Source organism: Streptomyces nitrosporeus (genome assembly GCF_008704555.1).
Lineage (GTDB): Bacteria > Actinomycetota > Actinomycetes > Streptomycetales > Streptomycetaceae > Streptomyces > Streptomyces nitrosporeus.
On the sequence record NZ_CP023702.1, the window covers coordinates 4750001 to 4773080 of the forward strand.

Below are 23080 nucleotides of genomic sequence, written 5' to 3' on the forward strand. Positions count from 1 at the left end.
GGGATAAGCTCCATGGTCGAGAGGGAAACAGCCCAGAGCATCGACTAAGGCCCCTAAGCGTACGCTAAGTGGGAAAGGATGTGGAGTCGCAGAGACAACCAGGAGGTTGGCTTAGAAGCAGCCACCCTTGAAAGAGTGCGTAATAGCTCACTGGTCAAGTGATTCCGCGCCGACAATGTAGCGGGGCTCAAGCGTACCGCCGAAGTCGTGTCATTCCAGCATGTACCCCCAACGGGGGCTGGGATGGGTAGGGGAGCGTCGTGTGCCGGGTGAAGCAGCCGCGGAAGCGAGTTGTGGACGGTTCACGAGTGAGAATGCAGGCATGAGTAGCGATACACACGTGAGAAACGTGTGCGCCGATTGACTAAGGGTTCCTGGGTCAAGCTGATCTGCCCAGGGTAAGTCGGGACCTAAGGCGAGGCCGACAGGCGTAGTCGATGGACAACCGGTTGATATTCCGGTACCCGCTTTGAAACGCCCAGTACTGAATCAGGCGATGCTAAGTCCGTGAAGCCGGCCCGATCTCTTCGGAGTTGAGGGTAGTGGTGGAGCCGATGAACCAGACTTGTAGTAGGTAAGCGATGGGGTGACGCAGGAAGGTAGTCCAGCCCGGGCGGTGGTTGTCCCGGGGTAAGGGTGTAGGCCGTGTGGTAGGCAAATCCGTCACACGTTAAGGCTGAGACCTGATGCCGAGCCGATTGTGGTGAAGTGGATGATCCTATGCTGTCGAGAAAAGCCTCTAGCGAGTTTCATGGCGGCCCGTACCCTAAACCGACTCAGGTAGTCAGGTAGAGAATACCGAGGCGTTCGGGTGAACTATGGTTAAGGAACTCGGCAAAATGCCCCCGTAACTTCGGGAGAAGGGGGGCCATCACTGGTGAGGGAACTTGCTTCCTGAGCTGGGGGTGGCCGCAGAGACCAGCGAGAAGCGACTGTTTACTAAAAACACAGGTCCGTGCGAAGCCGTAAGGCGATGTATACGGACTGACGCCTGCCCGGTGCTGGAACGTTAAGGGGACCGGTTAGTGCACTTTCGGGTGTGCGAAGCTGAGAACTTAAGCGCCAGTAAACGGCGGTGGTAACTATAACCATCCTAAGGTAGCGAAATTCCTTGTCGGGTAAGTTCCGACCTGCACGAATGGCGTAACGACTTCTCGACTGTCTCAACCATAGGCCCGGTGAAATTGCACTACGAGTAAAGATGCTCGTTTCGCGCAGCAGGACGGAAAGACCCCGGGACCTTTACTATAGTTTGATATTGGTGTTCGGTTCGGCTTGTGTAGGATAGGTGGGAGACTTTGAAGCGGCCACGCCAGTGGTTGTGGAGTCGTCGTTGAAATACCACTCTGGTCGTGCTGGATGTCTAACCTGGGTCCGTGATCCGGATCAGGGACAGTGTCTGATGGGTAGTTTAACTGGGGCGGTTGCCTCCTAAAGAGTAACGGAGGCGCCCAAAGGTTCCCTCAGCCTGGTTGGCAATCAGGTGTTGAGTGTAAGTGCACAAGGGAGCTTGACTGTGAGACCGACGGGTCGAGCAGGGACGAAAGTCGGGACTAGTGATCCGGCAGTGGCTTGTGGAAGCGCTGTCGCTCAACGGATAAAAGGTACCCCGGGGATAACAGGCTGATCTTCCCCAAGAGTCCATATCGACGGGATGGTTTGGCACCTCGATGTCGGCTCGTCGCATCCTGGGGCTGGAGTCGGTCCCAAGGGTTGGGCTGTTCGCCCATTAAAGCGGTACGCGAGCTGGGTTTAGAACGTCGTGAGACAGTTCGGTCCCTATCCGCTGTGCGCGTAGGAATATTGAGAAGGGCTGTCCCTAGTACGAGAGGACCGGGACGGACGAACCTCTGGTGTGCCAGTTGTCCTGCCAAGGGCATGGCTGGTTGGCTACGTTCGGAAAGGATAACCGCTGAAAGCATCTAAGCGGGAAGCCTGCTTCGAGATGAGTGTTCCCACCACCTTGAGTGGTTAAGGCTCCCAGTAGACGACTGGGTTGATAGGCCAGATGTGGAAGCCCGGTAACGGGTGGAGCTGACTGGTACTAATAGGCCGAGGGCTTGTCCTCAGTTGCTCGCGTCCACTGTGTTGGTTCTGAAATAACGAACGGCCGTGTTGTTGTCCGGTGTTGGTTAATTTCATAGTGTTTCGGTGGTCATTGCGTTAGGGAAACGCCCGGTTACATTCCGAACCCGGAAGCTAAGCCTTTCAGCGCCGATGGTACTGCAGGGGGGACCCTGTGGGAGAGTAGGACGCCGCCGAACAATTATTCCGGGGAAGCCCCGCACCTTTTGGTGCGGGGCTTTCCTGCGTTCACCACCGGAACACATCCATGTGCTGTATGAAGCGGTGTGCTGTACGAAGCGGTTCAGAACGGAAGCTGGCCTATAGGGCTCCTGCCTTCGTTGCCAGCAGCTGACGTCAACGAAAGGACCGCGATGCCCGATCAGAACAGTGCAGCGCCGAAGGGCTACACCACGGTCGCCCCCTGGGTCGTGACCGACGACACGGGGGCCTTTCTCGACTTCGTCACCCAGGCGTTCGACGGGCAGGAGCTGGCGCGGGTACCGACCGAGGACGGCTTGATCGGACACGGTGAGATCAGGGTCGGGGACACCGTCGTACTGGCCTTCGACCGCCGTGCCGACTGGCCCGTCATGCCGAGCCTGCTGCGCGTGTTCGTACCCGACGCGGACACAGCCTTCTCACAGGCCGTCGGCGCCGGCGCCCGGATCGTCACGTCTTTGGCGAACGACGCCTTCGGGAGCCGGGGAGGGCGGGTCAAAGACCCGTTCGGCAACATCTGGTGGGTGACCAGCCCCGTGGAGGACCTCACCGAGGAAGAGATGTGGGAACGGCTGAGGGAACCCGTCTACGCCGAGGGCATGCGCGTCGCCCAGAAGACACTTGACGCCGAACTCAGCGGACGGTCCCAAGGACGCAGCAGCGCACCCGTCAGGACGTCCGGCTGAGACTCGAAGCCGCTCCGGGATTCCGTGGCACGGTGTTCAGAGCCGGCCCGATGCCTTGAGGGCCAGATACGCGTCGGCCAGGGAGGGCGCCAGAACGTGCGGTGCCGCGTCCACCACCGTGACCCCGTGCCGTCGGAGCCGGTCAGCTGTCCGACGTCGTTGTTCCTGAGCCCGGGACCCGGAGGCGGCATCGTAAACCGCCTCGATCGTTCCCCTGGCCCGGGCCATGACCTCGACCTGGGGGTCGGTGACCGAGGCCACCAGCACCGTATGGCGCTGGGTCAGCTGAGGGAGGACGGGCAGCAGGCCCTCTTCGACAGGAACGGCGTCCAGACTCGTCAACAGCACGATCAGCGAACGCCGAGGAGCATGGGCCAGCACCGTGGTGCACAGGCCGTGGGCGTCCGTCTCCACCAGCTCCGGTTCGAGCGGGGCCATGGCACCGACCACTGCGGCCAGGGCGTCACCGGCACCGGACGTCCCCCTGACCCGGGCCTTGACGCGCCGGTCGTAGGCAAGGAGATCCACCCGGTCGCCCGCTCGTGCGGCCAGTGCCGTGAGGAGCAGAGCCGCATCCATCGCGGCGTCCAGCCGTGGCACGTCACCGACCCGGCCCGCTGAAGTCCGGCCCGTGTCCAGCACGATGAGGATGTGGCGGTCCCGCTCCGGCCGCCAGGTCCGGACGGCCACCGCGGACTGGCGTGCGGTGGCCCGCCAGTCGATGGAGCGTGTGTCGTCGCCCGGAACATAGGCGCGCAAGCTGTCGAACTCGGTGCCCTCCCCCCGGGTGAGCACACTGGTCCGCCCGTCGAGCTCGCGAAGCCGCGCGAGACGTGAAGGCAGATGCTTCCGGCTGGTGAAGGGGGGAAGAGCCCGTACGGTCCAGGGGACGCGGTGGTACCCCTGGCGGGCGGCGAGCCCCAAAGGGCCGAAGGAACGGACCGTGACCCGCTCCGCCCTCCGGTCACCGCGCCGTGAGGGCCGCAGATACGTGGTCAGCCGAACCCGCTCACCGGCGGGAACGCTCAGCCGGTGATGTGCCGCGGCCTGCTCGGCCTCCGAGGACCAACTGCTGGGCGGCCAGGCGTCCCGGAGACGTGCGCGAAGACGCCGGCCGGATGGGTTGGTCACGGTGAGCCGCACTTCTGCGGCCTCGCCGAGTCGAACGGATGTATCACCGGATCGGGTGAATCGCAGCGAACGTACTGGCGCGGCCAGGAAGTAGTCGCACAGAATTGCCAATGCGAGCGGGGAGTTGACCGCGAGCAGGCCCGCCCAGCTCGGGGCCAGGATGCCTACGGGCAGCGAGCCCAGGGCGGCCAGCAGTGCGGCTCTTCCGGTGAGGGCCATGGTCACCGCCTCATCGGGGAACGGGGACGTGAGCCAGGACCGAGGTGATGACGGAGTCCGCGGTGACTCCCTCCATCTCGGCTTCCGGCCTCAGTTGGATGCGATGACGAAGGGTGGGAAGCGCGAGGGCCTTCACATCGTCCGGGATGACGTAGTCCCGGCCGGTGAGCCAGGCCCATGCGCGTGCGGTGGAGAGCAGAGCGGTCGCACCTCGGGGAGAAGCTCCGAGGACGAGTGAGGGGGATTCACGCGTGGCACGGCAGATATCGACGACGTAAGCGGCGATTTCAGCGGAGACCTGGGTCTTCTCCACCGCGGCACGGGCAGCCTCCAGGTCCGCGGGGCCGGCGACGGGCCGTATGCCGGCCGCACCCAGATCCCGTGGGTCGAAACCGTCGGCGTGCCGGGTGAGGACGTTGATCTCGTCCTCGCGGGACGGCAACGGCACGGTCAGTTTGAGGAGGAACCTGTCCAGCTGGGCCTCGGGCAGCGGATAGGTCCCCTCGTACTCGACGGGATTCTGGGTGGCCGCGACGAGGAACGGGTCGGGCAGGGCGCGGGGGATACCGTCGACGGTGACCTGCCGCTCCTCCATCGCCTCCAGGAGGGAGGACTGGGTCTTCGGAGGAGTTCGGTTGATCTCGTCGGCGATCAGCAGGTTGGTGAACACCGGTCCCGGCTGGAAGGAGAACTCCGCCGTGCGGGCGTCGTAGACGAGAGAACCGGTGACATCGCTCGGCATCAGGTCAGGGGTGAACTGGACGCGTTTGGTGCCCAGTTCGAGGGACGAGGCGAGAGCGCGGACCAGAAGCGTCTTGGCCACGCCCGGGACGCCTTCGAGGAGTACGTGGCCCCGGCAGAGCAGTGCGACGACCAGGCCGGTCACGGCGGGGTCCTGACCCACCACAGCCTTGGCGATCTCGGCGCGCAGGGCCTCCAGAGAGGCACGGGCGCTGTCGGCGGAGGCGGGAGACGTGGGGCTCCCCCCGAGAGCTGTGTGCTCAAGTCCGGCGGGCTCCGGGGTCGGGGCGCTCATGAGGTGCGTATCTCCCTTTCGAGGGCGTCGAGTTGGTCGGTCAGGAGGACAAGGGCGGTGTCGTCGGCCGGAGCCGGGCCGAAGAGCAGGGCGCCGGCGTCGTGGCCTGGTTCGGGCAGGCGTGCGTGGACGGCGGGAAGCAGGACCTCGGGGGACTGGGCGTCATGGGAAGGGACGCCGACGAGGGGGGCGATGCGGCTGCGTGTGGCGGAACGCAGTGCGGTGGCGGCGTGGTCGCGGGCGTCGGTCCTGCGGTAGAGGCGGGCACGGCCCTCCACGGACTCCGAAGCGCGGATGGCCACGGGAAGCCGCTCGGTGACCAGGGGGCCCAGCCGGCGCGCTCGCCAGACCGCGGCGAGGACCGCCGCGAGGGCGAGTTGAAGGGTGCCCCAGAGCCAGCCGGAGGGAATGAGAGCGAGGAAGCCGCTCTCACCGCTCGTGCTGTCGGCACGGTCGGCGCTGTCGTCCCCGGTGTCGTCCTGGCCGCTGTTGCGTCCTTCCATGGCCGATGGATCGGAAAGAGAGGGGAGGTACCAGACGAGATGAGGGCGGGAACCGAGGAGCTGCAAGGCGAGCGAGGCGTTGCCCTGCTGGTCGAGGCGGTCGTTGTACAGGAAGTCGGGGGCACCGAGCAGGACGGTGTCACCGGAGGGGTGCTCGGGGAGGACGAGGAGGGAGGCGAGGCCATTGCCGGGGTAGCAGGCGACGGCCCCCCGGGCGTCCGTCGTGTAGCCGAATCCGCCGGTGTCCGCGGCTCCCGCCGAGCGGGCTGCGGGAAGGTCGCAGCGTGGCGGCCCGGGCTGTACCGGCCGGGGGGCCTCGGCCTCCGCACCGGGGGCCAGCAGCCCGATCGAGCGGGGGCCGGGGGCGACATGCACCGTGCGGCCCCGGGATTCGGCTGCGGCCTGCCGGAGGACGTACTGCTGGTGGCCGGTGAGCACATTGGGGCCGGCCACGAGCAGCGTGGTGTCGGGCCCGCTCGCCGCCGTCGCCTGGTCCAGGGTGGTGACGACGTCGACCGAGACGCCCCGGTCCTTCAGGAGCTCGGCGACGGCCCGGCTGCCGTGCGGGTCGGCCGAGCGGGGATCGAGGCGCCCGTGTGCGCCTCCGGAGCGGAAAGCGGCGAAGGCCACGCCCCCGATGACGAGCAGCAGCAGGGCGAGCAGCAGACCACGCGCCCGCCGCCAGACCTGGTCAGGGGTGCGGGAGACGGACGTCGGGGCGGTGGAGGGCGGCGCGGCCTTCGTGGAGGCCGTGGACGCGGACATCAGGAGACCTCCACAGCGGTTCCCGCGGCCGGCAGGGGCTTGGCGGCTTCGATCTCCTGGTCGAGGGCGCGCAGGCGCCGGTACGCCGCTTCGTCGGCCGGCCGGCCGCCGTATGTGACGTCGTCGAAGGTCCGGGCCGCGGCGCGGAGCCGGGAGGCGTGGGCGGGCAGCAGCCGGCCGGCGTCGGCCGCGGCCTCGTCCGCGGTGCGGCCCGGCCGCGGGTCCAGGAGCGCCCGGTCCTCCAGGGCGCGCACCAGGGCGCGCATGTGCTCCTGGACGGCTTCGGCCCAGCGGTGGGCGTCCGCGTGCGCCTTCGCCGCGGCGCGGTGGGCCTCCGTGCTGCGGACGGGGCCGCCGAAGAGCGCCTCCTCGGGACGCGGGGCGCGTTGCGGGGTGCCGAGCCGCCACCAGAGCGCGGCGGCCAGCGCGAGGACCACCAGGACGATCACGACGAGGCCGAGCGGCCCGCCCGGGGCGGCCCCGGCCACCCCCTCGAAGAGTCCTCCTACCCAGTCCCAGAACCGGTCGAAGGCGCGCTCGAGGAGATTGGGGTCCTGCTCGTGGTACATCGGGTCGGACAGTTCGTCCTGTGCCGCCTCCCGGGCAGGGATCCGGGATATGTCCACGGGTACGTCGTCCGCTGCCCGGACGAGCCGTTGCGCTGTGGTGGTGCCCCCCGTTCGCGTCACGGCATCAGCTCCTGGGGTCCTCGTATCCGGGTACCCCGGCCGCCCTGGCGAGATCCAGGTCCAGTGCCTCGCGGCGGATGCGCTGGTCGATGTAGAGAAGTGCCATCACGCCTGCGGCGAAGGGGTAGGCGAGCGTCGCGACGACCACTTCCCCGATGCCCGTGACGATGAGGAAAGACCAGCCGAAGTCGGTGGAGCCGCTGAGGAATTCGGCCGGTCCGCCGCTTTCCAGGGCCACCGCGAGGACGCCGAACGGAACGGCGATGACCATCGTGACGACGAGGATCAGCAGGTAGGTCAGCGCGAGGACGCCGAACGTCCGCCACCAGGCACCCCTGACCAGCTTCGCGGACCGTCGCAGCGAGGTGAGGACCGGCTGCCGTTCCAGCATCAGCGCCGGCGCGGCGAGGGCGAAACGGACCATCAGCCAGAGCAGGACGACCGCGGCCGCGACCAGGCCGAGGAAGGCCAGTGCGACACCGCCGTTCCCGCCCAGGAGGAGCCCGGGAAGCAGCGCGACGGTCATGATCGCCACGTTCATCAGGCTCAGCAGCAGGGTCAGTCCCAGGAGGGGGAGGATCCGGGGCCGGGCCTCGGCCCATGCCTCGCCCAGTGTCACTCCCCGGCCCAGCACCGAGCGGCTGATGACCACGGTGAGGACGGAGGTGGTGAGGAGTGTGGCGATCATCGAGATGACCGTGGCAGGAGCCATGGAGGACAGCTGCGACTCCATCGAGTCGGTCGCCTGGCGCAGGGCTTCGCTGCCGACGGCGTTCGGGTCGATGGAGACCGGTTCCGGCAGGACGTAGCGCTGCAGGAGGACGATCAGGATCTGGGAGATCACGGAGACGGTGAGGCTGATACCGAGTACCGGGCGCCAGTGGGCCCGCATCGCGGACACGGCACCGTCGAGGATCTCCCCGATGCTCAGCGGGCGGAGGGGGATGACCCCCGGCTTCGCGGCGGCCGGCCCGCGGCCCCACCCGGCGCCCCCGCCGGTGCTGCCGGCCCGCCCCGGGGCGGGGGCGGGCCCGGCCGGTCCGTTTCCGGCCGTGCTCGGTGGGGACCACTGCCCGGCGGGAGGCCGGTCCCTGGACCACTGGTCGGCCGGGCCCTTGTCGTCGGCCGGGGCGGAAGGCCTGGGGATGCCGGTGCCCTCCTGGTCGTCGGAGGGGGCGGATCCGGGCGAAGCCCAGCCCGGAGAGTCGTTCATCATCGCTCCTTCACGGTCCTGACCGCTCATCGGGGCGGCAGGTTGGCAGCCATCGTGCCACGCGCCGCTCCGGTGCGTGCCGGGCACCTTGTCTCCTCCTTGTCTTCTTACGGCGGCCACTCAGAGGGCAGACTGGGCGGATGGTTGATCAGGACGCGTGTTCGTCAGTGGGTGTCGAGCCTCCGGCCCTTTCCGTACTCCGCTGGGACGGGTCGCCCGAAGGCCCCGCCGTGGTGCTTCTCGACCAGACACGGCTGCCGTCGCAGGAGGCCGAGCTGGTCTGTGCCGATGTCCCGGCTCTGGTGCAGGCGATCAGGACGCTGGCGGTGCGCGGCGCTCCTCTGCTGGGCATCGCCGGCGGGTACGGGGTCGCCCTGGCCGCGGCCAGGGGTGAGGACGTGGCCAGGGCCGCGGAACTGCTGGCCGGGGCGCGGCCCACCGCGGTGAACCTCGGGTACGGCGCTCGGCGGGTGGAGAGCGCGTACCTGGCCGCCGTGAGGAAGGGAGCGGACCGGGGGGCCGCCGCCGAAGCCGCACTGGCCGAGGCGAGGGCTCTGCACAAGGAGGACGCCGTGGCCAGCGCGCGGATGGCGCGGTACGGCCTGGAGCTGCTGGCGGAGCTCCTGCCGGGAGGTGCGCACCGGCTGCTGACCCATTGCAACACCGGAGCGCTCGTGTCCGGTGGCGAGGGCACCGCCTTCGCGGTCGCGCTGGAGGCGCACCGCGGGGGAAGTCTGCGGCAGCTGTGGGTGGACGAGACGCGTCCGCTGTTGCAGGGGGCCAGGCTCACCGCGTACGAGGCGGCGCGGAACGGTCTGCCGTTCAGTGTCCTCACGGACAGCGCGGCCGGTTCGCTGTTCGCCGCGGGGGAGGTCGACGCGGTGCTCATCGGTGCCGACCGCATCGCCGCCGACGGTGCGGTGGCCAACAAGGTGGGAAGCTACCCGCTGGCGGTGCTGGCGAAGTACCACCATGTCCCGTTCATCGTGGTGGCGCCGGTCTCGACCGTCGATCTGCTCACCCCGGACGGGGCGTCGATCATCGTGGAGCAGCGCTCCGCGAGCGAAGTGACCGAGTTCACATACCCGGGTGCGGGTCAGGCCGGACCGGAGGGCGCTGCGGCAGGCACGGGGACCCGGCCGGCCCAGGCGTACAACCCGGCCTTCGACGTGACGCCGCCGGAACTGGTCACGGCGATCGTCACGGAGGAGGGTGTCATTTCTCCGGTCACGGGGGCCGGACTGGCGGAGCTGTGTGCCAGGTCATCGCAGGTAACGATTAGCTAATGGGATGATGTCGTTTATGAAGGGACGCGTCCTTGTCGTCGACGACGACACCGCGCTGGCCGAGATGCTCGGCATTGTGCTGCGTGGAGAAGGTTTCGAGCCGTCGTTCGTAGCGGACGGCGACAAGGCATTGGCAGCTTTCCGCGAGGCCAAGCCCGATCTTGTGCTGCTGGACCTCATGCTGCCCGGACGGGACGGCATCGAGGTCTGCAGGCTGATCAGGGCCGAGTCCGGCGTGCCGATCGTCATGCTCACCGCCAAGAGCGACACCGTCGATGTGGTGGTGGGCCTGGAGTCGGGGGCCGACGACTACATCGTCAAGCCGTTCAAACCGAAGGAGCTGGTGGCCCGTATCAGGGCACGTCTGCGCAGGTCCGAGGAGCCCGCACCGGAGCAGCTGACGATCGGTGACCTGGTCATCGATGTGGCGGGGCACTCGGTGAAGCGGGAGGGGCAGTCCATCGCGCTCACCCCGCTGGAGTTCGACCTGCTGGTCGCGCTGGCCCGTAAGCCGTGGCAGGTCTTCACCCGCGAGGTGCTGCTCGAACAGGTGTGGGGCTACCGCCACGCCGCCGACACCCGGCTGGTGAACGTGCATGTCCAGCGGCTCCGCTCCAAGGTCGAGAAGGACCCGGAGCGGCCGGAGATCGTGGTGACCGTCCGCGGCGTCGGTTACAAGGCCGGACCGAGCTGATATGACCCCGGGCAGCGCTGCTCCGAAACCCGGGGGGCCGGGAGTCCGTACGGAGCGGGCTGCCGGCCATGATCCGGCGTCCTCCCGGTTCGGCCGGGTGCTGAGGGGTGGCCGGCTGTTCCACGAAGCGCCGGGAGGGACGGTGCTGCGCCTGCTGATGAGGTGGGCGCGGCGGCCGTTGCTGCCCGCTGTGCGGCTGTGGCGCCGCAATCTCCAGCTCCGGGTGGTCGCGGGCACGCTGCTGATGTCGATCGGTGTGGTGCTGCTGCTGGGCTTCGTGGTGATCGGGCAGGTGCGCAACGGCCTGCTCGACGCCAAGGCGAAGGCGGCGCAGACCCAGGCGGCCGGTGGTTTCGCGGCTGCCCAGGCCAACGCGAACGCCCCCCTCGCCCCGGGTGACCAGGGTGAGGAGGAGGGTGCCGACGGCGTGACGGCGAACACCTCCTGGCGGACGGAGCTGGTCGACCAGCTCGCCAGCGGAGGGGCGAACGCGTTCAACGTGGTGGCGCTGAGCGCGGACTCCGTCGATCAGGGCGCCACCAGCCGGGCCCCCCGGGGTTCCGGCAGTGTCGAGGCGTCGAGTGTTCCGCAGAGGCTGAGAGACGACGTCGCCAAGGGGCCCGGGGCGTTCCAGACGTACACGGAGATCCGGTATTCGTACGGGAAGGATCCCCGGCCGGGGCTCGTCGTGGGCAAGCGGCTCTACGACATCGACCACAACCCGTACGAGCTGTACTACCTCTTCCCGCTCACGCAGGAGGAGAAGTCGCTGACCCTGGTCACGACGACGCTCGCAACGGCGGGTCTCTTCGTGGTCGTGCTGCTCGGCGCCATCGCCTGGTTCGTCGTGCGCCAGGTCGTGACACCCGTGCGGATGGCGGCGGGTATCGCCGAACGGCTTTCGGCGGGCCGGCTCCAGGAGCGGATGAAGGTCACCGGGGAGGACGACATCGCCCGCCTCGGTGAGGCCTTCAACAAGATGGCACAGAACCTCCAGCTGAAGATCTCGCAGCTCGAGGAGCTCTCCCGGATGCAGCGCCGGTTCGTCTCCGACGTGAGCCACGAACTGAGGACGCCGCTCACCACCGTGCGGATGGCCGCTGACGTCATCCATGAGGCGCGGGTGGACTTCGACCCGGTGACCGCGCGTTCGGCGGAGCTGCTGGGCGACCAGCTCGACCGCTTCGAGTCGCTCCTGTCGGATCTGCTGGAGATCAGCAGGTTCGACGCGGGGGCGGCGGCCCTGGACGCCGAACCGATAGATCTGCGGTCGGTCGTGCGGCGGGTCATCGGCGGCGCGGAACCACTGGCGGAGCGCAAGGGCAGCCGGATCGTCGTCATGGGCGACGAACTGCCCGTCGTCGCGGAAGCCGACCCGCGCCGTGTCGAACGGGTGCTGCGCAACCTCGTGGTCAACGCCGTGGAGCACGGCGAGGGCAGGGACGTCGTCGTGCGGATGGGTGTCGCGCAGGGTGCCGTGGCCGTCGCCGTCCGGGACTACGGCGTGGGGCTCAAGCCGGGGGAGGCGACCCGGGTCTTCAACCGTTTCTGGCGTGCCGATCCGGCGCGTGCCCGTACCACGGGCGGTACCGGGCTGGGGCTGTCGATCGCGGTGGAGGACGCCCGGCTGCACGGCGGCTGGCTGCAGGCGTGGGGCGAGCCCGGCGGCGGCTCCCAGTTCAGGCTGACGCTGCCGCGTACGGCGGACGAGCCGCTGCGGGGGTCTCCGATACCGCTGGAGCCCGAGGACTCCCGGCGCAACCGGGAGGAGCGCGAGCGGTCGAAGGCCGCGGAGGCGGCCGGGGACCACCGGCTGATGCCGGTGCCGAGCCAGGGGGGAGCCGCGTCACGGGCACAGCTTCCGGTTCCGGCCCGTGGCTCCATGGTGCCGCGACCGGCCCCGGGGCCGGTCGATCCGGCGGCCCTGCCCGGCAGCGGTGCATGGGTGGTGCCCCGCCCGGCGGGAGAACGGCCGGACGGTGCCGTCGGCCCGGTGACGCAGGAACCCGAGCAGGAGGACACGACCCGTGGACACTGACCACCGGCAGAAAGGCCCCGGCCGCAGGACGCGGGTGTCCGTGCTGCTCGGCTGCGCCACGGTGGTGCTCGCCGGCTGCGGGGCGATGCCGGTCACCGGTGACGTCAAGGCGGTGGAGGCCTCGCAGGCCGGTGACGCCCAGGTCCAGGTGTACGCGGTGCCGCCCAGGGAGGGCGCCTCACCGGTCGAGATCGTCGACGGCTTCCTGGAGTCGATGACGAGCGACGACCCCGACTTCAGGACGACCCGCACCTATCTGACCGAGCAGGCGGGGCGCAGCTGGCAGCCGGGCAAGGGGACGACGGTGCTGGCGAAGGCGCCGAACCGCACCGGGCCCTCGCTCCACGACAAGGAGCGCCGGCCCTCGGAGACCACCTACACGCTGACCGGCGACCAGGTGGCGACGGTCGACGCGCAGAGTTCGTACCGGCCGCTGGCGCCGACGGATTACGCGGAGATCCTGCACCTGGTACAGGAGAAGGGCGCGGACGGCAAGGAGGAGTGGCGCATCGACGTGGTGCCGGACGGTCTGGTGCTCGGGCAGTCCGACTTCAAGCGGCTGTACCGCTCCGTGAACAAGTACTACTTCGCGGCCGGCCGTGCGGAGGGGGACCCGGCACTGGTCGCCGACCCCGTCTACGTACGGAACCGGACCGATCCCGTCACCCGGATGGACACGGCCACCCAGACGGTGCGGGCGCTGCTGGCGGGGCCGACGAACTGGCTGCGGCCGGTTGCCGGTTCGAGGTTCCCCGCGGGCACGGCGCTCGTGAAGGGGACCACCTCGCTGACGCCCGACGACGAGAACGTGCTGAAGGTGCCGCTGACCGGGCACGCGGACAAGGCGCGTCCGGGGGAGTGCCGGATGATGGCGGCGCAGGTGCTGTTCACCCTGCGCGATCTCACCTCGGCCCGGGTGGGGCAGGTGGAGCTGCAGGGCACCGACGGTCCGCTGTGTTCCCTGCGTGCGGACGAGGCCGGGGAGTTCGAGGCCGGCAAGGGCTCCGACGCTCCCGACAGCCAGTACTTCGTCGACGACAAGGGCCATGTGCAGCGGATCCTGGGGAGCACCAAGGGGCTGGGAGTCCCGGCGCCGGTCCTCGGTCCGCTCGGTGAGGGTCCCGTCGCGATGAGCGCGGTCGGGGTCTCCCGGGACGAGCGGCAGGGGGCCGCGCTCTCGCAGAACCAGCAGAACCTCTATGTGTCCTCGCTGGTCGACGGGGGCGAGGAGGAGCTCGTTCCGGCCGTGACCAGTCGCGCCGAGAAGGCGGAGGACCGTCTTTCCGCGCCGAGCTGGGACGGCAACGGGGACTTGTGGGTCGCCGACCGCGACCCGGCCGGTCCCCGGCTGCTCCGGCTGGCCGGCGGGGAGGGGGAACCGCAGACGGTCGCCGTACCGGGGCTGGGCCCGGGGCGGATCGAGGCGCTCCGGCTGTCGGCCGACGGCGTCAGGATCGCGCTGAGGGTCTCTGACGGCGGGCACACGACCTTGCGGATCGGGCGGATCGAGCGCCACGGGCAGGGTGCTGCGGCGCGGGTGTCCGTCGAGGACCTGCGTACCGCCGCACCGCAGCTGACCGATGTGACGGCCGTGTCCTGGTCGGGCCGCAGCCGCCTGGTGGTGGTCGGCAAGGAGGAGGGCGGTGTGCAGCAGGTGCGGTACGTCCAGGCGGACGGTTCGACGCCGTCGTCGGGGGTGCTGCCCGGGGTGAACCAGGTGACGGCCGTCGCCGCGGCTGACGACGAGCAGCTGCCGCTGATGGCGGACACCGAGAGCGACGGGATCGTGAAGCTGTCGCCGGGTGACAACTGGCAGACGGTGCTCAAGGAAGGCTCCTCGCTGGTCTACCCCGGCTGATCCGTTCCCTCGGCCGGCCCCTGGCCCCGGGCTCCCCGGCCGGGGTCCCCGGGCCGCTCGCACGGTCTGCGCGCCGAGGCGGTTCTCGGTGCCCGGGCGTCCGCGGGACGGGAGCGGCCCTCCGACGGGTGAGCCGGTTGTCCACAGAGCGCACCGTCGTCCACAGGCAGAACCACGTCCGGGCGGTACGGGGCACAGTGGTGCCATGAGCGGATGGTGGCGGGAGTTCAACGGACTGGTTCTGCCGGTGGCCTGTGGGGGCTGCGGCAGACCGCGTACGCCGCTGTGCGGGGAGTGCGCGGCGGAGCTGGCGGCCCCGCCGTCCCGGGTGAGGCCGGATCCCGAGCCGCCGGGGCTCCCGGTGGTGCACGCGGTCGCCCCGTACGGGGACGCGGTACGCGCGGCGCTGCTGGCCCACAAGGAACGCGGGGCGCTGGGACTGGCCGGAGCGCTGGGCGGGGCGCTGGCGGACGCTGTGCGGGCGGGAGCGGGCCGCCTGGGCGGTGAGGGGCCGGTGCTGCTCGTGCCCATGCCGTCGTCGCGTTCCGCCACGGCCGCGCGCGGGCACGATCCGGTCCGCAGGATGGCCCGGTCCGCGGCGGTCCGGTTGCGGTGCGAGGGCGTCCCGGCGCGGGTGGCCGCGGTTCTGCGGCAAGGACGGCGGGTGGCCGACCAGGCGGGGCTGGGCTCCCGGGAGCGCCGGGAGAACCTGGCGGGCGCGCTGGTGGTGGTGGACCGGGCTCGGCCGTTGCTCAGGGGAGGCCGGGTCGTGCTGGTGGACGACCTGATGACGACCGGGGCGACCCTGGCGGAAGGAGCGCGGGCGGTGCGTACGGCGTGGGCGGGCGGGCCCGGGGGCGCGGCCGGTGCCGAGGCGGTGCCTCGGGCGGGACCCGCCCGTGCCTGTGCAGGGGCGGGCCGTGCGGGCCCCGCCTCGGCGCGGGAGGCGGGTGAAGGGGCTGGGGTGCGGTTGGCGGCCGCGGTGGTGGCGGCTTCTCCGTCGGCTTTCGAATTAAACCGGAAATGACAGAAAACTTTCATCATTGCAGGTGGCGAGTAGGTAAAGGAGCCCGATCGGAGGTACGCGTGAGTAGCGGGTGCCGACACGGCGGTGGGCAGGCTATGTTCGGTTGTGAGGCATGGTTCCTACCGACCTCGATGAATGCACCACCAGGTTTCGGGCAGGTAACTCACCGACGGGCGACATACCCGGAAAGCGGTGGGGCGGACACCTCGCCGTCTGGGGAGGAGGAGGCGGAAGCCGCCGAGTTCGCGGCTCCGGTGAGTGCCGGAGTCTGGTGCAAAAGGGAGATGCTCCGCACCCGAGGCGGAGCGATCCGGGAACGGAGTTCTGCGTGGACATCGTCGTCAAGGGCCGCAAGACCGAGGTACCCGAGCGGTTCCGCAAGCACGTGGCCGAGAAGCTGAAGCTGGAGAAGATCCAGAAGTTCGACGGCAAGGTGATGAGCCTGGATGTCGAGGTGTCCAAGGAGCCGAATCCCCGTCAGGCCGACCGGGCGGCGCGGGTGGAGATCACACTTCGCACACGTGGGCCGGTCATCAGGGCCGAAGCGGCGGCAGGCGACCCGTACGCAGCGCTGGATCTGGCCACCGACAAGCTGGACGCGCGGCTGCGCAAGAGCCACGACAAGCGCTACAGCCGCCGGGGCAACGGCCGGCTGTCCGCAGCCGAGGTGGCCGAGGTCGTGCCGGGCGTCGCTTCGTTCAACGCGGACGGCGAGCTGATCCCCACGGAGACGCCGCCGTCCGTGCCCACCACCAAGGTCGGTTCGCTCGAGGTGCAGGGCGAAGGACCGCTCGTGGTGCGTGAGAAGACGCACGTCGCGGCACCGATGACGCTCGACCAGGCGCTCTACGAGATGGAGCTGGTCGGGCACGACTTCTACCTGTTCGTCGACTCCGAGACCAAGGAGCCCAATGTCGTCTACCGGCGGCACGCGTACGACTACGGTGTGATCCACCTGAGGACCGACCCGCTGGCCGCCGACGGTGCGGGCGGCGCGGGCGGTGCGCTCGGCGGCTGACACCGCCCGCGCGACTGTGGACACGGTGCCCCCGGAAACGTCCGTACGTCCGGGGGCGCCATGTCCTTCCTGGCGGGAGCACCGCTTCGGCGTGCGGGCATGAAATTATGGCGCCCCGGTCAAGTGGCGCTCCGAGTAGTGCCGTTGGCGGGCAGCCTGTTATCTCAGGCCGTGGCCTTCAGGGGGAGGAACGATGGCGGACACCTTCGGACCCGTGCGCAGGACGAACGGTGCCCACGACACTGCCGCGACGGACCCGGGCGTGGACGACGGCGGTTCCCGGAAAGAGCCCATCAGAGTCCTGGTGGTCGATGACCACGCCCTCTTCCGCAGGGGGCTGGAGATCGTTCTCGCGCAGGAGGAGGACATCCAGGTCGTCGGGGAGGCGGGCGACGGCGCGGAGGCCGTCGACAAAGCGGCGGACCTGCTTCCCGACATCGTGCTGATGGACGTCCGGATGCCCAGGCGCGGGGGGATCGAGGCGTGCACCTCGATCAAGGAGGTCGCCCCCAGTGCGAAGATCATCATGCTGACGATCAGCGACGAGGAGGCCGACCTCTACGAGGCGATCAAGGCCGGTGCCACCGGTTACCTCCTGAAGGAGATCTCGACCGACGAGGTGTCCACGGCCATTCGCGCCGTGGCGGACGGCCAGTCCCAGATCAGTCCGTCGATGGCGTCGAAGCTCCTCACCGAGTTCAAGTCGATGATCCAGCGCACCGACGAGCGCCGGCTCGTACCGGCGCCCCGGCTGACCGACCGGGAACTCGAGGTGCTCAAACTGGTGGCCACCGGAATGAACAACCGTGATATCGCCAAGGAATTGTTCATCTCCGAGAACACGGTGAAGAACCACGTCCGCAACATTCTGGAGAAGCTGCAACTGCACTCCCGGATGGAAGCCGTGGTCTATGCCATGCGGGAGAAGATCCTGGAGATCCGCTGACCCGGACGCCGGCCGGACCGCCGTGCCCTCCACGGAGGTTCTCCGCCCCGCGCTCCCCGCCCGGAGCCCTCAGGCCAGGGCACGGGTGATTTCCGCCTGTAGGGGTTCGCGTAGCTCCGGGGCCTGCACCTTCTCCAGCCGCACATCGGTGCAGCCGACCCAGGAAGCAGCCTCCACCAGGGCCCGGGCCATCGGCTCCACGGCTTTTCGGTCCTCCAGGGAGACCTGCCGGGCGACCAGCGTGCTGCCGTCCCGGGCGGGGTCGACCCGGCCCCGCAGCCTGCCGCCCGCCAGCAGGGGCATCGCGAAGTAGCCGTGCACCCGCTTCAGCCGGGGCACGTAGGCCTCCAGGCGGTGGGTGAAGCCGAAGACCCGCTCGGTACGGGCGCGTTCCCAGATCAGGGAGTCGAAGGGGGACAGCAGTGTCGTGCGGTGGCGTCCGCGCGGTTCCGACTCCAGGGCTTCGGGGGCGGCCCAGGCGGGCTTCTGCCAGCCCCGCACGGACACGGGGACGAGACCGGATTCCGCGACCACGGCGTCGAACTGCTCGGCCCTGAGGCGGTGGTAGTCGGCGATGTCCGCCCTGGTGCCGACGCCCAGGGCGCTGCCCGCCTGGGAGACCAGCCGGCGCAGGCACTCCGCGTCGTCCAGGTCGTCGTTCAGCACCGCGCCGGGGATCGCGCGCTCGGCCAGGTCGTAGACGCGCTTCCAGCCGCGCCGCTCGGTGCAGACCACCTCGCCGTACATCAGGGCGCGTTCGACGGCGACCTTCGACGCCGACCAGTCCCACCACTCGCCGCCGTTCTTCGCGCCGCCCAGCTCCGTGGCGGTGAGAGGCCCCTCGGTGCGCAGTTTTCTGATCACCGTCTCGTACGTCCCGTCGGGGAGGGGGTGGTTCCACTGCGGGCGGGAGCGGTAGGCGCGGCGGCGGAAGGCGAAGTGCGGCCACTCCCGCATCGGCAGGATGCACGCCGCGTGCGACCAGTACTCGAAGGAGCGGCCGCCCGACCAGTACGCCTCGTCGACCGTGTGGCGCCCGAGGGCGCCGAGCCGCGCGTACGGGACGAGTTCGTGCGAACGGGCCAGCACGGAGATGGTGTCGAGCTGGACGGCACCGAGGTGCCGCAGCACCCCGGTGACACCGCCCCTGCGGTCCGGGGCGCCCAGCAGTCCCTGGGCGCGCAGGGCGATCCGGCGGGCCTGGTCGGCGGAGATTTCCAGAACGGGCGTCGGGACTGGCGTCATGCCCGAACTCTAGGACGCGCCACTGACACCGGGTGCCGGGACGTACGGAAGGGTCCCGGCCAGCCCCAGGTCCGAGGGGAGCAGCGCGCCGGTCCAGGTGTCGCGCCAGGTGCCTTTGTTGAGCAGTGCCGAGCGCTGGTCGCCCTCCATACGGAAACCGGCACGCAGGGCGACGGACCGCGACGCGGTGTTGCCGGTCTCGGCCCGCCACTCCAGGCGGTCCGCGGCGAGCACGGTGAACGCCCAGCGGGCCGCTTCGCGTACGGCTTCGGTCATGAGGCCCCGGCCGCGGTGTTCCCGGGCGATCCAGAAACCCACCTCGTAGATGCCGGCCCGGTCGCGGCGGTGGACGCCGAGCGCACCGGCCGGACGCCCGGTCTCCCGTGGCACCAGGGCGAAGCTGTACATCGAGTCGTCCGCCCAGCCGTCGGGGGAGAGCTTGCGGGTGAAGAGCTCGGCGTCGGCGCGGGTGTAGGGGGAGGGGACGACCGTCCAGCGCTGGACGGCCGGGTCCTGGCAGGCGGCGAACACCTCCTCCTCGTCCGTGGGGGCGAAGGGGCGCAGCAGCAGGCGTTCGGTGCTGAGGGTGGTGGGTTCCATGAACGGATTCTGCTGAGTGCGCCGTGCCGGGGCGAGCTCTTTTCGGGCTTCCCGGCACCTTCCGTGCCCCGTGGCCGTTGTTCCTGGAGGGCGGGGCGGGGCCAACGCGGCAGCAGCCCTCCCGGCGCGGCGGGGTCCTCGCTTACGATGGCCGTTGCGGTGGGGCCCACCTGCCGTGCCCGCGCCAGTGTCCATCACACGACCCAGTGCCAGGCCCGACCGGCAAGGAGACCAGCCTCAGTGTCCGTCTTCAACAAGCTCATGCGTGCAGGCGAAGGCAAGATCCTGCGCAAACTGCACCGCATCGCGGACCAGGTCAGCTCCATCGAAGAGGACTTCGTCAACCTCTCCGACGCCGAGCTGCGGGCGCTCACCGACGAGTACAAGGAACGGTACGCGGACGGCGAGAGCCTGGACGACCTGCTTCCCGAAGCGTTCGCGACCGTCCGTGAGGCGGCCAAGCGCGTTCTCGGACAGCGCCATTACGACGTCCAGATCATGGGCGGTGCCGCGTTGCACCTCGGTTACGTGGCGGAGATGAAGACCGGTGAGGGCAAGACCCTCGTCGGTACGCTCCCCGCGTACCTCAACGCCCTCTCCGGCGACGGTGTCCACCTGATCACGGTGAACGACTACCTCGCCTCGCGTGACTCCGAGATGATGGGGCGGGTGCACAAGTTCCTCGGTCTCGAGGTCGGCTGCATCATCGCCAACATGACGCCGGCGCAGCGCCGTGAGCAGTACGCCTGCGACATCACCTACGGCACGAACAACGAGTTCGGCTTCGACTACCTCCGCGACAACATGGCGTGGTCCAAGGAGGAGCTCGTCCAGCGCGGGCACAACTTCGCGATCGTCGACGAGGTCGACTCGATCCTCGTGGACGAGGCCCGTACGCCGCTGATCATCTCCGGCCCGGCCGACCAGGCCACGAAGTGGTACGGCGACTTCGCCAAGCTGGTCACGCGCCTGACCAGGGGCGAGGCGGGCAATCCGCTCAAGGGCATCGAGGAGACCGGCGACTACGAGGTCGACGAGAAGAAGCGGACCGTGGCCATCCACGAGCCGGGTGTCTCGAAGGTCGAGGACTGGCTCGGGATCGACAACCTCTACGAGTCGGTCAACACGCCGCTCGTCGGGTACCTCAACAACGCGATCAAGGCCAAGGAACTCTTCAAGAAGGACAAGGACTACGTCGTCATCGACGGCGAAGTCATGATCGTCGACGAGCACACCGGCCGTATCCTCGCCGGCCGCCGTTACAACGAGGGCATGCACCAGGCCATCGAGGCGAAGGAAGGGGTGGACATCAAGGACGAGAACCAGACGCTCGCCACGATCACCCTGCAGAACTTCTTCCGCCTGTACAGCAAGCTCTCCGGTATGACCGGTACGGCGATGACCGAGGCCGCCGAGTTCCACCAGATCTACAAGCTGGGCGTCGTGCCGATCCCGACGAACCGGCCGATGCAGCGCGCCGACCAGTCGGACCTGATCTACCGCACCGAGGTCGCCAAGTTCGCCGCGGTCGTCGACGACATCGCCGAGAAGCACGAGAAGGGGCAGCCGATCCTGGTCGGTACGACCTCGGTCGAGAAGTCCGAGTACCTCTCGCAGCAGCTCTCCAAGCGCGGTGTCCAGCACGAGGTGCTCAACGCCAAGCAGCACGACCGTGAGGCGACGATCGTCGCCCAGGCCGGACGCAAGGGCGCCGTCACCGTGGCCACGAACATGGCCGGCCGGGGCACCGACATCAAGCTGGGCGGCAACCCCGACGACCTCGCCGAGGCGGAGCTGCGCCAGCGGGGCCTGGACCCCGTCGAGCACGTCGAGGAGTGGGCAGCGGCCCTGCCCGCGGCCCTGGAGAAGGCCGAAGAGGCCGTGCGGGCGGAGTTCGAAGAGGTCAAGGAGCTCGGCGGCCTGTACGTCCTGGGCACCGAGCGGCACGAGTCTCGGCGTATCGACAACCAGCTGCGCGGCCGTTCCGGCCGTCAGGGCGACCCGGGCGAGTCCCGGTTCTACCTCTCGCTGGGTGACGACCTGATGCGGCTGTTCAAGGCGCAGATGGTCGAGCGCGTCATGTCGATGGCGAACGTCCCCGACGACGTGCCGATCGAGAACAAGATGGTGACCCGGGCGATCGCGTCCGCGCAGTCGCAGGTGGAGCAGCAGAACTTCGAGACGCGTAAGAACGTCCTGAAGTACGACGAGGTGCTCAACCGCCAGCGTGAGGTCATCTACGGCGAGCGCCGGCGGGTTCTGGAGGGCGAGGACCTGCAGGACCAGATCCGGCACTTCATGGATGACACGATCGACGACTACATCCGCCAGGAGACGGCCGAGGGCTTCGCCGAGGAGTGGGACCTGGACCGGCTGTGGGGTGCCTTCAAGCAGCTCTACCCGGTGAAGGTCACGGTAGAGGAGCTGGAGGAGGCCGCGGGCGATCTGGCCGGTGTGACGGCCGACTTCATCGCCGAGTCGGTGAAGGACGACATCCACGCCCAGTACGAGGAGCGCGAGAAGAGCCTCGGCTCGGACATCATGCGTGAGCTGGAGCGGCGCGTGGTGCTGTCCGTCCTGGACCGCAAGTGGCGTGAGCACCTCTACGAGATGGACTACCTCCAGGAGGGCATCGGCCTCCGTGCCATGGCGCAGAAGGACCCGCTGGTCGAGTACCAGCGGGAGGGCTTCGACATGTTCAACGCCATGATGGAGGGCATCAAGGAGGAATCGGTCGGCTACCTGTTCAACCTGGAGGTCCAGGTCGAGCGGCAGGTCGAGGAGGTCCCGGTGCAGGACGCGGCCGAGCGGCCGTCCCTGGACAAGAAGGACGCGCCGGTGGCCGCGGGTGCCGGGCGGCCGGAGATCCGGGCCAAGGGCCTGGAGGCGCCTCAGCGCCCGGACCGGCTGCACTTCTCCGCGCCCACGGTGGACGGGGAGGGCGGGGTCGTCGAGGGTGACTTCGCCAACGGTGACGGCGACGGTGCGCGGGGTTCCGGTGACGGGATGACGCGCGCGGAGCGCCGCAAGGCGCAGAAGGGCGGCGGTCGCCGCCGCAAGAAGTAACGCCGGGCGTTCGACGGGGCCGGGGCCGGACACCGAGGGGTGTCCGGCCCCGGCCCCGTCGCTGTGAGGAGGGCCCCGCGGGCCCGCCTGCGGTCCCGGACGGTTCCGATCCCGGCCCCGGTCCCGGCCCGGTCACCGGCCGCCGACGGCGGTGAGGCGTTCGCCGCCCAGGTCCACCGCGGCACAGCGCCACCGCAGATCAGGGCCCTGTTCCAGGCGGAAGGCCATCGCGCGTACCCGTTCCCCGGTGGAGATGCTGGCGAACGCCTCGACCACGCCGGTGGCGGGCTGTGTGCCGCGGCAGGTGCGGACGACCGGGCGCCCGGCGCCCGCCCCGAGCGGGGCGGTCGGCGCGAGCTCCGCCAGCTGGTCGTACGCCTCGCCGATCGTGTGGCCGAGCATCCAGTGCACGGGGCGCTGTCCGCTGAGGACCGCGAGCAGGCGTTCCGCGAACCACTGGTGCGGCCGCAACGGCCGCAGTGGCCGGCGTGGTGCGCGCTGCGGCGGGACGGTGCCCGGCCTCGTCCTGTCCCGTCGGCCTGCCGGCCGTGTCGTGTCCGTGCTCATGTCCTGGCCCCCGTGGCTGGTCTTCGGTGCCCGGGCGGTCACCGGGTGGTAACCGCTCGCAGAGGATCTTCTACGGGCAGGTGTGGCGGGCCCGCAACCGGCCGTGGGGCCGGACGAGGAGCCGGGAAAGGATCACCTATCTGGGTGGTGGGCCATGTGCCGTAAGGGATCCGAGGGGGGTGACGGGCTTCTTCAGGTGGACGGGTC

Annotated in this window: 17 protein-coding genes and 2 rRNA genes (1 of these 19 only partly in view); 11 read left to right on the plus strand and 8 right to left on the minus strand. The window is 69.4% G+C overall.

Annotation, left to right across the window (positions count from 1 at the left end; translation table 11 throughout):
• The 3 genes from CP967_RS21095 to CP967_RS21105 form a co-directional block, all read left to right on the plus strand.
• Positions 1-2068, plus strand: a 23S ribosomal RNA gene (locus tag CP967_RS21095); it begins 1057 nt to the left of the window's first position.
• A gap of 79 nt (positions 2069-2147) precedes the next feature.
• Positions 2148-2264 (plus strand): 5S ribosomal RNA (gene rrf / locus CP967_RS21100).
• 174 nt (positions 2265-2438) lie between these two features.
• Positions 2439-2972, plus strand: coding sequence for a VOC family protein (locus CP967_RS21105; protein WP_150489463.1), 534 nt, complete (start codon positions 2439-2441; stop codon positions 2970-2972).
• A 36-nt stretch (positions 2973-3008) separates the two neighbouring features.
• Here CP967_RS21105 and CP967_RS21110 read toward each other — a convergent pair whose 3' ends face one another.
• Genes CP967_RS21110 through CP967_RS21130 form a run of 5 tightly spaced genes read right to left on the minus strand, consistent with a single transcriptional unit; the run spans position 3009 to position 8528 of the window.
• A complete protein-coding gene (locus tag CP967_RS21110) occupies positions 3009-4322 on the minus strand; it encodes a DUF58 domain-containing protein (protein ID WP_150489464.1) in 1314 nt (437 codons plus the stop codon).
• Positions 4323-4332: 10 nt separating this feature from the next.
• Positions 4333-5358 (minus strand): AAA family ATPase, encoded by a 1026-nt coding sequence (locus CP967_RS21115; RefSeq protein ID WP_190175078.1) that lies wholly within the window; start codon positions 5356-5358, stop codon positions 4333-4335.
• Positions 5355-6626, minus strand: coding sequence for a DUF4350 domain-containing protein (locus CP967_RS21120; RefSeq protein WP_150489465.1), 1272 nt, complete (start codon positions 6624-6626; stop codon positions 5355-5357). The genes CP967_RS21115 and CP967_RS21120 overlap by 4 nt, the downstream gene beginning before the upstream one ends.
• Positions 6626-7315, minus strand: a complete 690-nt coding sequence (locus tag CP967_RS21125; protein ID WP_150489466.1) for a DUF4129 domain-containing protein — start codon at positions 7313-7315, stop codon at positions 6626-6628. Before CP967_RS21125 ends, CP967_RS21120 begins: the two co-directional genes overlap by 1 nt.
• A gap of 4 nt (positions 7316-7319) precedes the next feature.
• The gene (locus CP967_RS21130) at positions 7320-8528 is read right to left on the minus strand and encodes a DUF7847 domain-containing protein (RefSeq protein ID WP_150489467.1); all 1209 of its coding nucleotides are present in this window, start codon (positions 8526-8528) and stop codon (positions 7320-7322) included.
• Between the two features lie 140 nt (positions 8529-8668).
• On the opposite strand from CP967_RS21130, the gene mtnA reads away from it, so the two are divergent.
• The 7 genes from mtnA to CP967_RS21170 all read left to right on the plus strand — a co-directional run bounded on the left by mtnA (position 8669) and on the right by CP967_RS21170 (position 17395).
• The gene (mtnA, locus tag CP967_RS21135; RefSeq protein ID WP_150489468.1) at positions 8669-9814 is read left to right on the plus strand and encodes an S-methyl-5-thioribose-1-phosphate isomerase; all 1146 of its coding nucleotides are present in this window, start codon (positions 8669-8671) and stop codon (positions 9812-9814) included.
• 4 nt (positions 9815-9818) lie between these two features.
• Positions 9819-10508, plus strand: a complete 690-nt coding sequence (mtrA, locus tag CP967_RS21140) for a two-component system response regulator MtrA (protein WP_187282414.1) — start codon at positions 9819-9821, stop codon at positions 10506-10508.
• Between the two features lies 1 nt (position 10509).
• The gene (gene mtrB, locus CP967_RS21145) at positions 10510-12546 is read left to right on the plus strand and encodes an MtrAB system histidine kinase MtrB (RefSeq protein WP_150489469.1); all 2037 of its coding nucleotides are present in this window, start codon (positions 10510-10512) and stop codon (positions 12544-12546) included.
• A complete protein-coding gene (locus CP967_RS21150; RefSeq protein WP_150489470.1) occupies positions 12536-14404 on the plus strand; it encodes an LpqB family beta-propeller domain-containing protein in 1869 nt (622 codons plus the stop codon). The genes mtrB and CP967_RS21150 overlap by 11 nt, the downstream gene beginning before the upstream one ends.
• Positions 14405-14609: 205 nt before the next feature.
• Positions 14610-15431 (plus strand): ComF family protein, encoded by an 822-nt coding sequence (locus tag CP967_RS21155; RefSeq protein ID WP_150489471.1) that lies wholly within the window; start codon positions 14610-14612, stop codon positions 15429-15431.
• Positions 15432-15759: 328 nt separating this feature from the next.
• Positions 15760-16449 carry a ribosome hibernation-promoting factor, HPF/YfiA family gene (hpf, locus tag CP967_RS21165; protein ID WP_150489473.1) on the plus strand — a complete coding sequence of 230 codons (690 nt, stop codon included), beginning with the start codon at positions 15760-15762 and terminating at the stop codon, positions 16447-16449.
• Between the two features lie 193 nt (positions 16450-16642).
• A complete protein-coding gene (locus tag CP967_RS21170; RefSeq protein WP_150489474.1) occupies positions 16643-17395 on the plus strand; it encodes a response regulator in 753 nt (250 codons plus the stop codon).
• 69 nt (positions 17396-17464) lie between these two features.
• Here the strand turns inward: CP967_RS21170 and CP967_RS21175 are convergent, their stop codons facing one another.
• Positions 17465-18640 (minus strand): winged helix-turn-helix domain-containing protein, encoded by a 1176-nt coding sequence (locus CP967_RS21175; protein WP_150489475.1) that lies wholly within the window; start codon positions 18638-18640, stop codon positions 17465-17467.
• Positions 18641-18649: 9 nt separating this feature from the next.
• Positions 18650-19240, minus strand: coding sequence for a GNAT family N-acetyltransferase (locus CP967_RS21180; protein WP_150489476.1), 591 nt, complete (start codon positions 19238-19240; stop codon positions 18650-18652).
• 240 nt (positions 19241-19480) lie between these two features.
• Here CP967_RS21180 and secA point away from each other — a divergent pair, with 240 nt between their 5' ends.
• Complete coding sequence (secA, locus tag CP967_RS21185) at positions 19481-22306, plus strand: preprotein translocase subunit SecA (protein WP_150489477.1); 2826 nt, start codon at positions 19481-19483, stop codon at positions 22304-22306.
• A 132-nt stretch (positions 22307-22438) separates the two neighbouring features.
• Here secA and CP967_RS21190 read toward each other — a convergent pair whose 3' ends face one another.
• On the minus strand, positions 22439-22873 hold the full coding sequence (locus CP967_RS21190) for an Rv3235 family protein (RefSeq protein ID WP_150489478.1): 435 nt from the start codon (positions 22871-22873) through the stop codon (positions 22439-22441).
• Positions 22874-23080 lie beyond the last annotated feature (207 nt).

Bases quoted from the DNA above. Each gene is read 5' to 3' on its own strand.
- CP967_RS21155 (WP_150489471.1), top strand. From the start codon at position 14,610: ATGAGCGGATGGTGGCGGGAGTTCAACGGACTGGTTCTGCCGGTGGCC.
- CP967_RS21105 (WP_150489463.1), top strand. From the start codon at position 2,439: ATGCCCGATCAGAACAGTGCAGCGCCGAAGGGCTACACCACGGTCGCC.
- CP967_RS21110 (WP_150489464.1), bottom strand. From the start codon at position 4,322: ATGGCCCTCACCGGAAGAGCCGCACTGCTGGCCGCCCTGGGCTCGCTG.
- mtrB (WP_150489469.1), top strand. From the start codon at position 10,510: ATGACCCCGGGCAGCGCTGCTCCGAAACCCGGGGGGCCGGGAGTCCGT.
- CP967_RS21120 (WP_150489465.1), bottom strand. From the start codon at position 6,626: ATGTCCGCGTCCACGGCCTCCACGAAGGCCGCGCCGCCCTCCACCGCC.
- CP967_RS21115 (WP_190175078.1), bottom strand. From the start codon at position 5,358: ATGAGCGCCCCGACCCCGGAGCCCGCCGGACTTGAGCACACAGCTCTC.
- CP967_RS21190 (WP_150489478.1), bottom strand. From the start codon at position 22,873: ATGAGCACGGACACGACACGGCCGGCAGGCCGACGGGACAGGACGAGG.
- mtnA (WP_150489468.1), top strand. From the start codon at position 8,669: ATGGTTGATCAGGACGCGTGTTCGTCAGTGGGTGTCGAGCCTCCGGCC.
- CP967_RS21175 (WP_150489475.1), bottom strand. From the start codon at position 18,640: ATGACGCCAGTCCCGACGCCCGTTCTGGAAATCTCCGCCGACCAGGCC.
- CP967_RS21180 (WP_150489476.1), bottom strand. From the start codon at position 19,240: ATGGAACCCACCACCCTCAGCACCGAACGCCTGCTGCTGCGCCCCTTC.
- CP967_RS21170 (WP_150489474.1), top strand. From the start codon at position 16,643: ATGGCGGACACCTTCGGACCCGTGCGCAGGACGAACGGTGCCCACGAC.
- CP967_RS21130 (WP_150489467.1), bottom strand. From the start codon at position 8,528: ATGAACGACTCTCCGGGCTGGGCTTCGCCCGGATCCGCCCCCTCCGAC.
- mtrA (WP_187282414.1), top strand. From the start codon at position 9,819: ATGATGTCGTTTATGAAGGGACGCGTCCTTGTCGTCGACGACGACACC.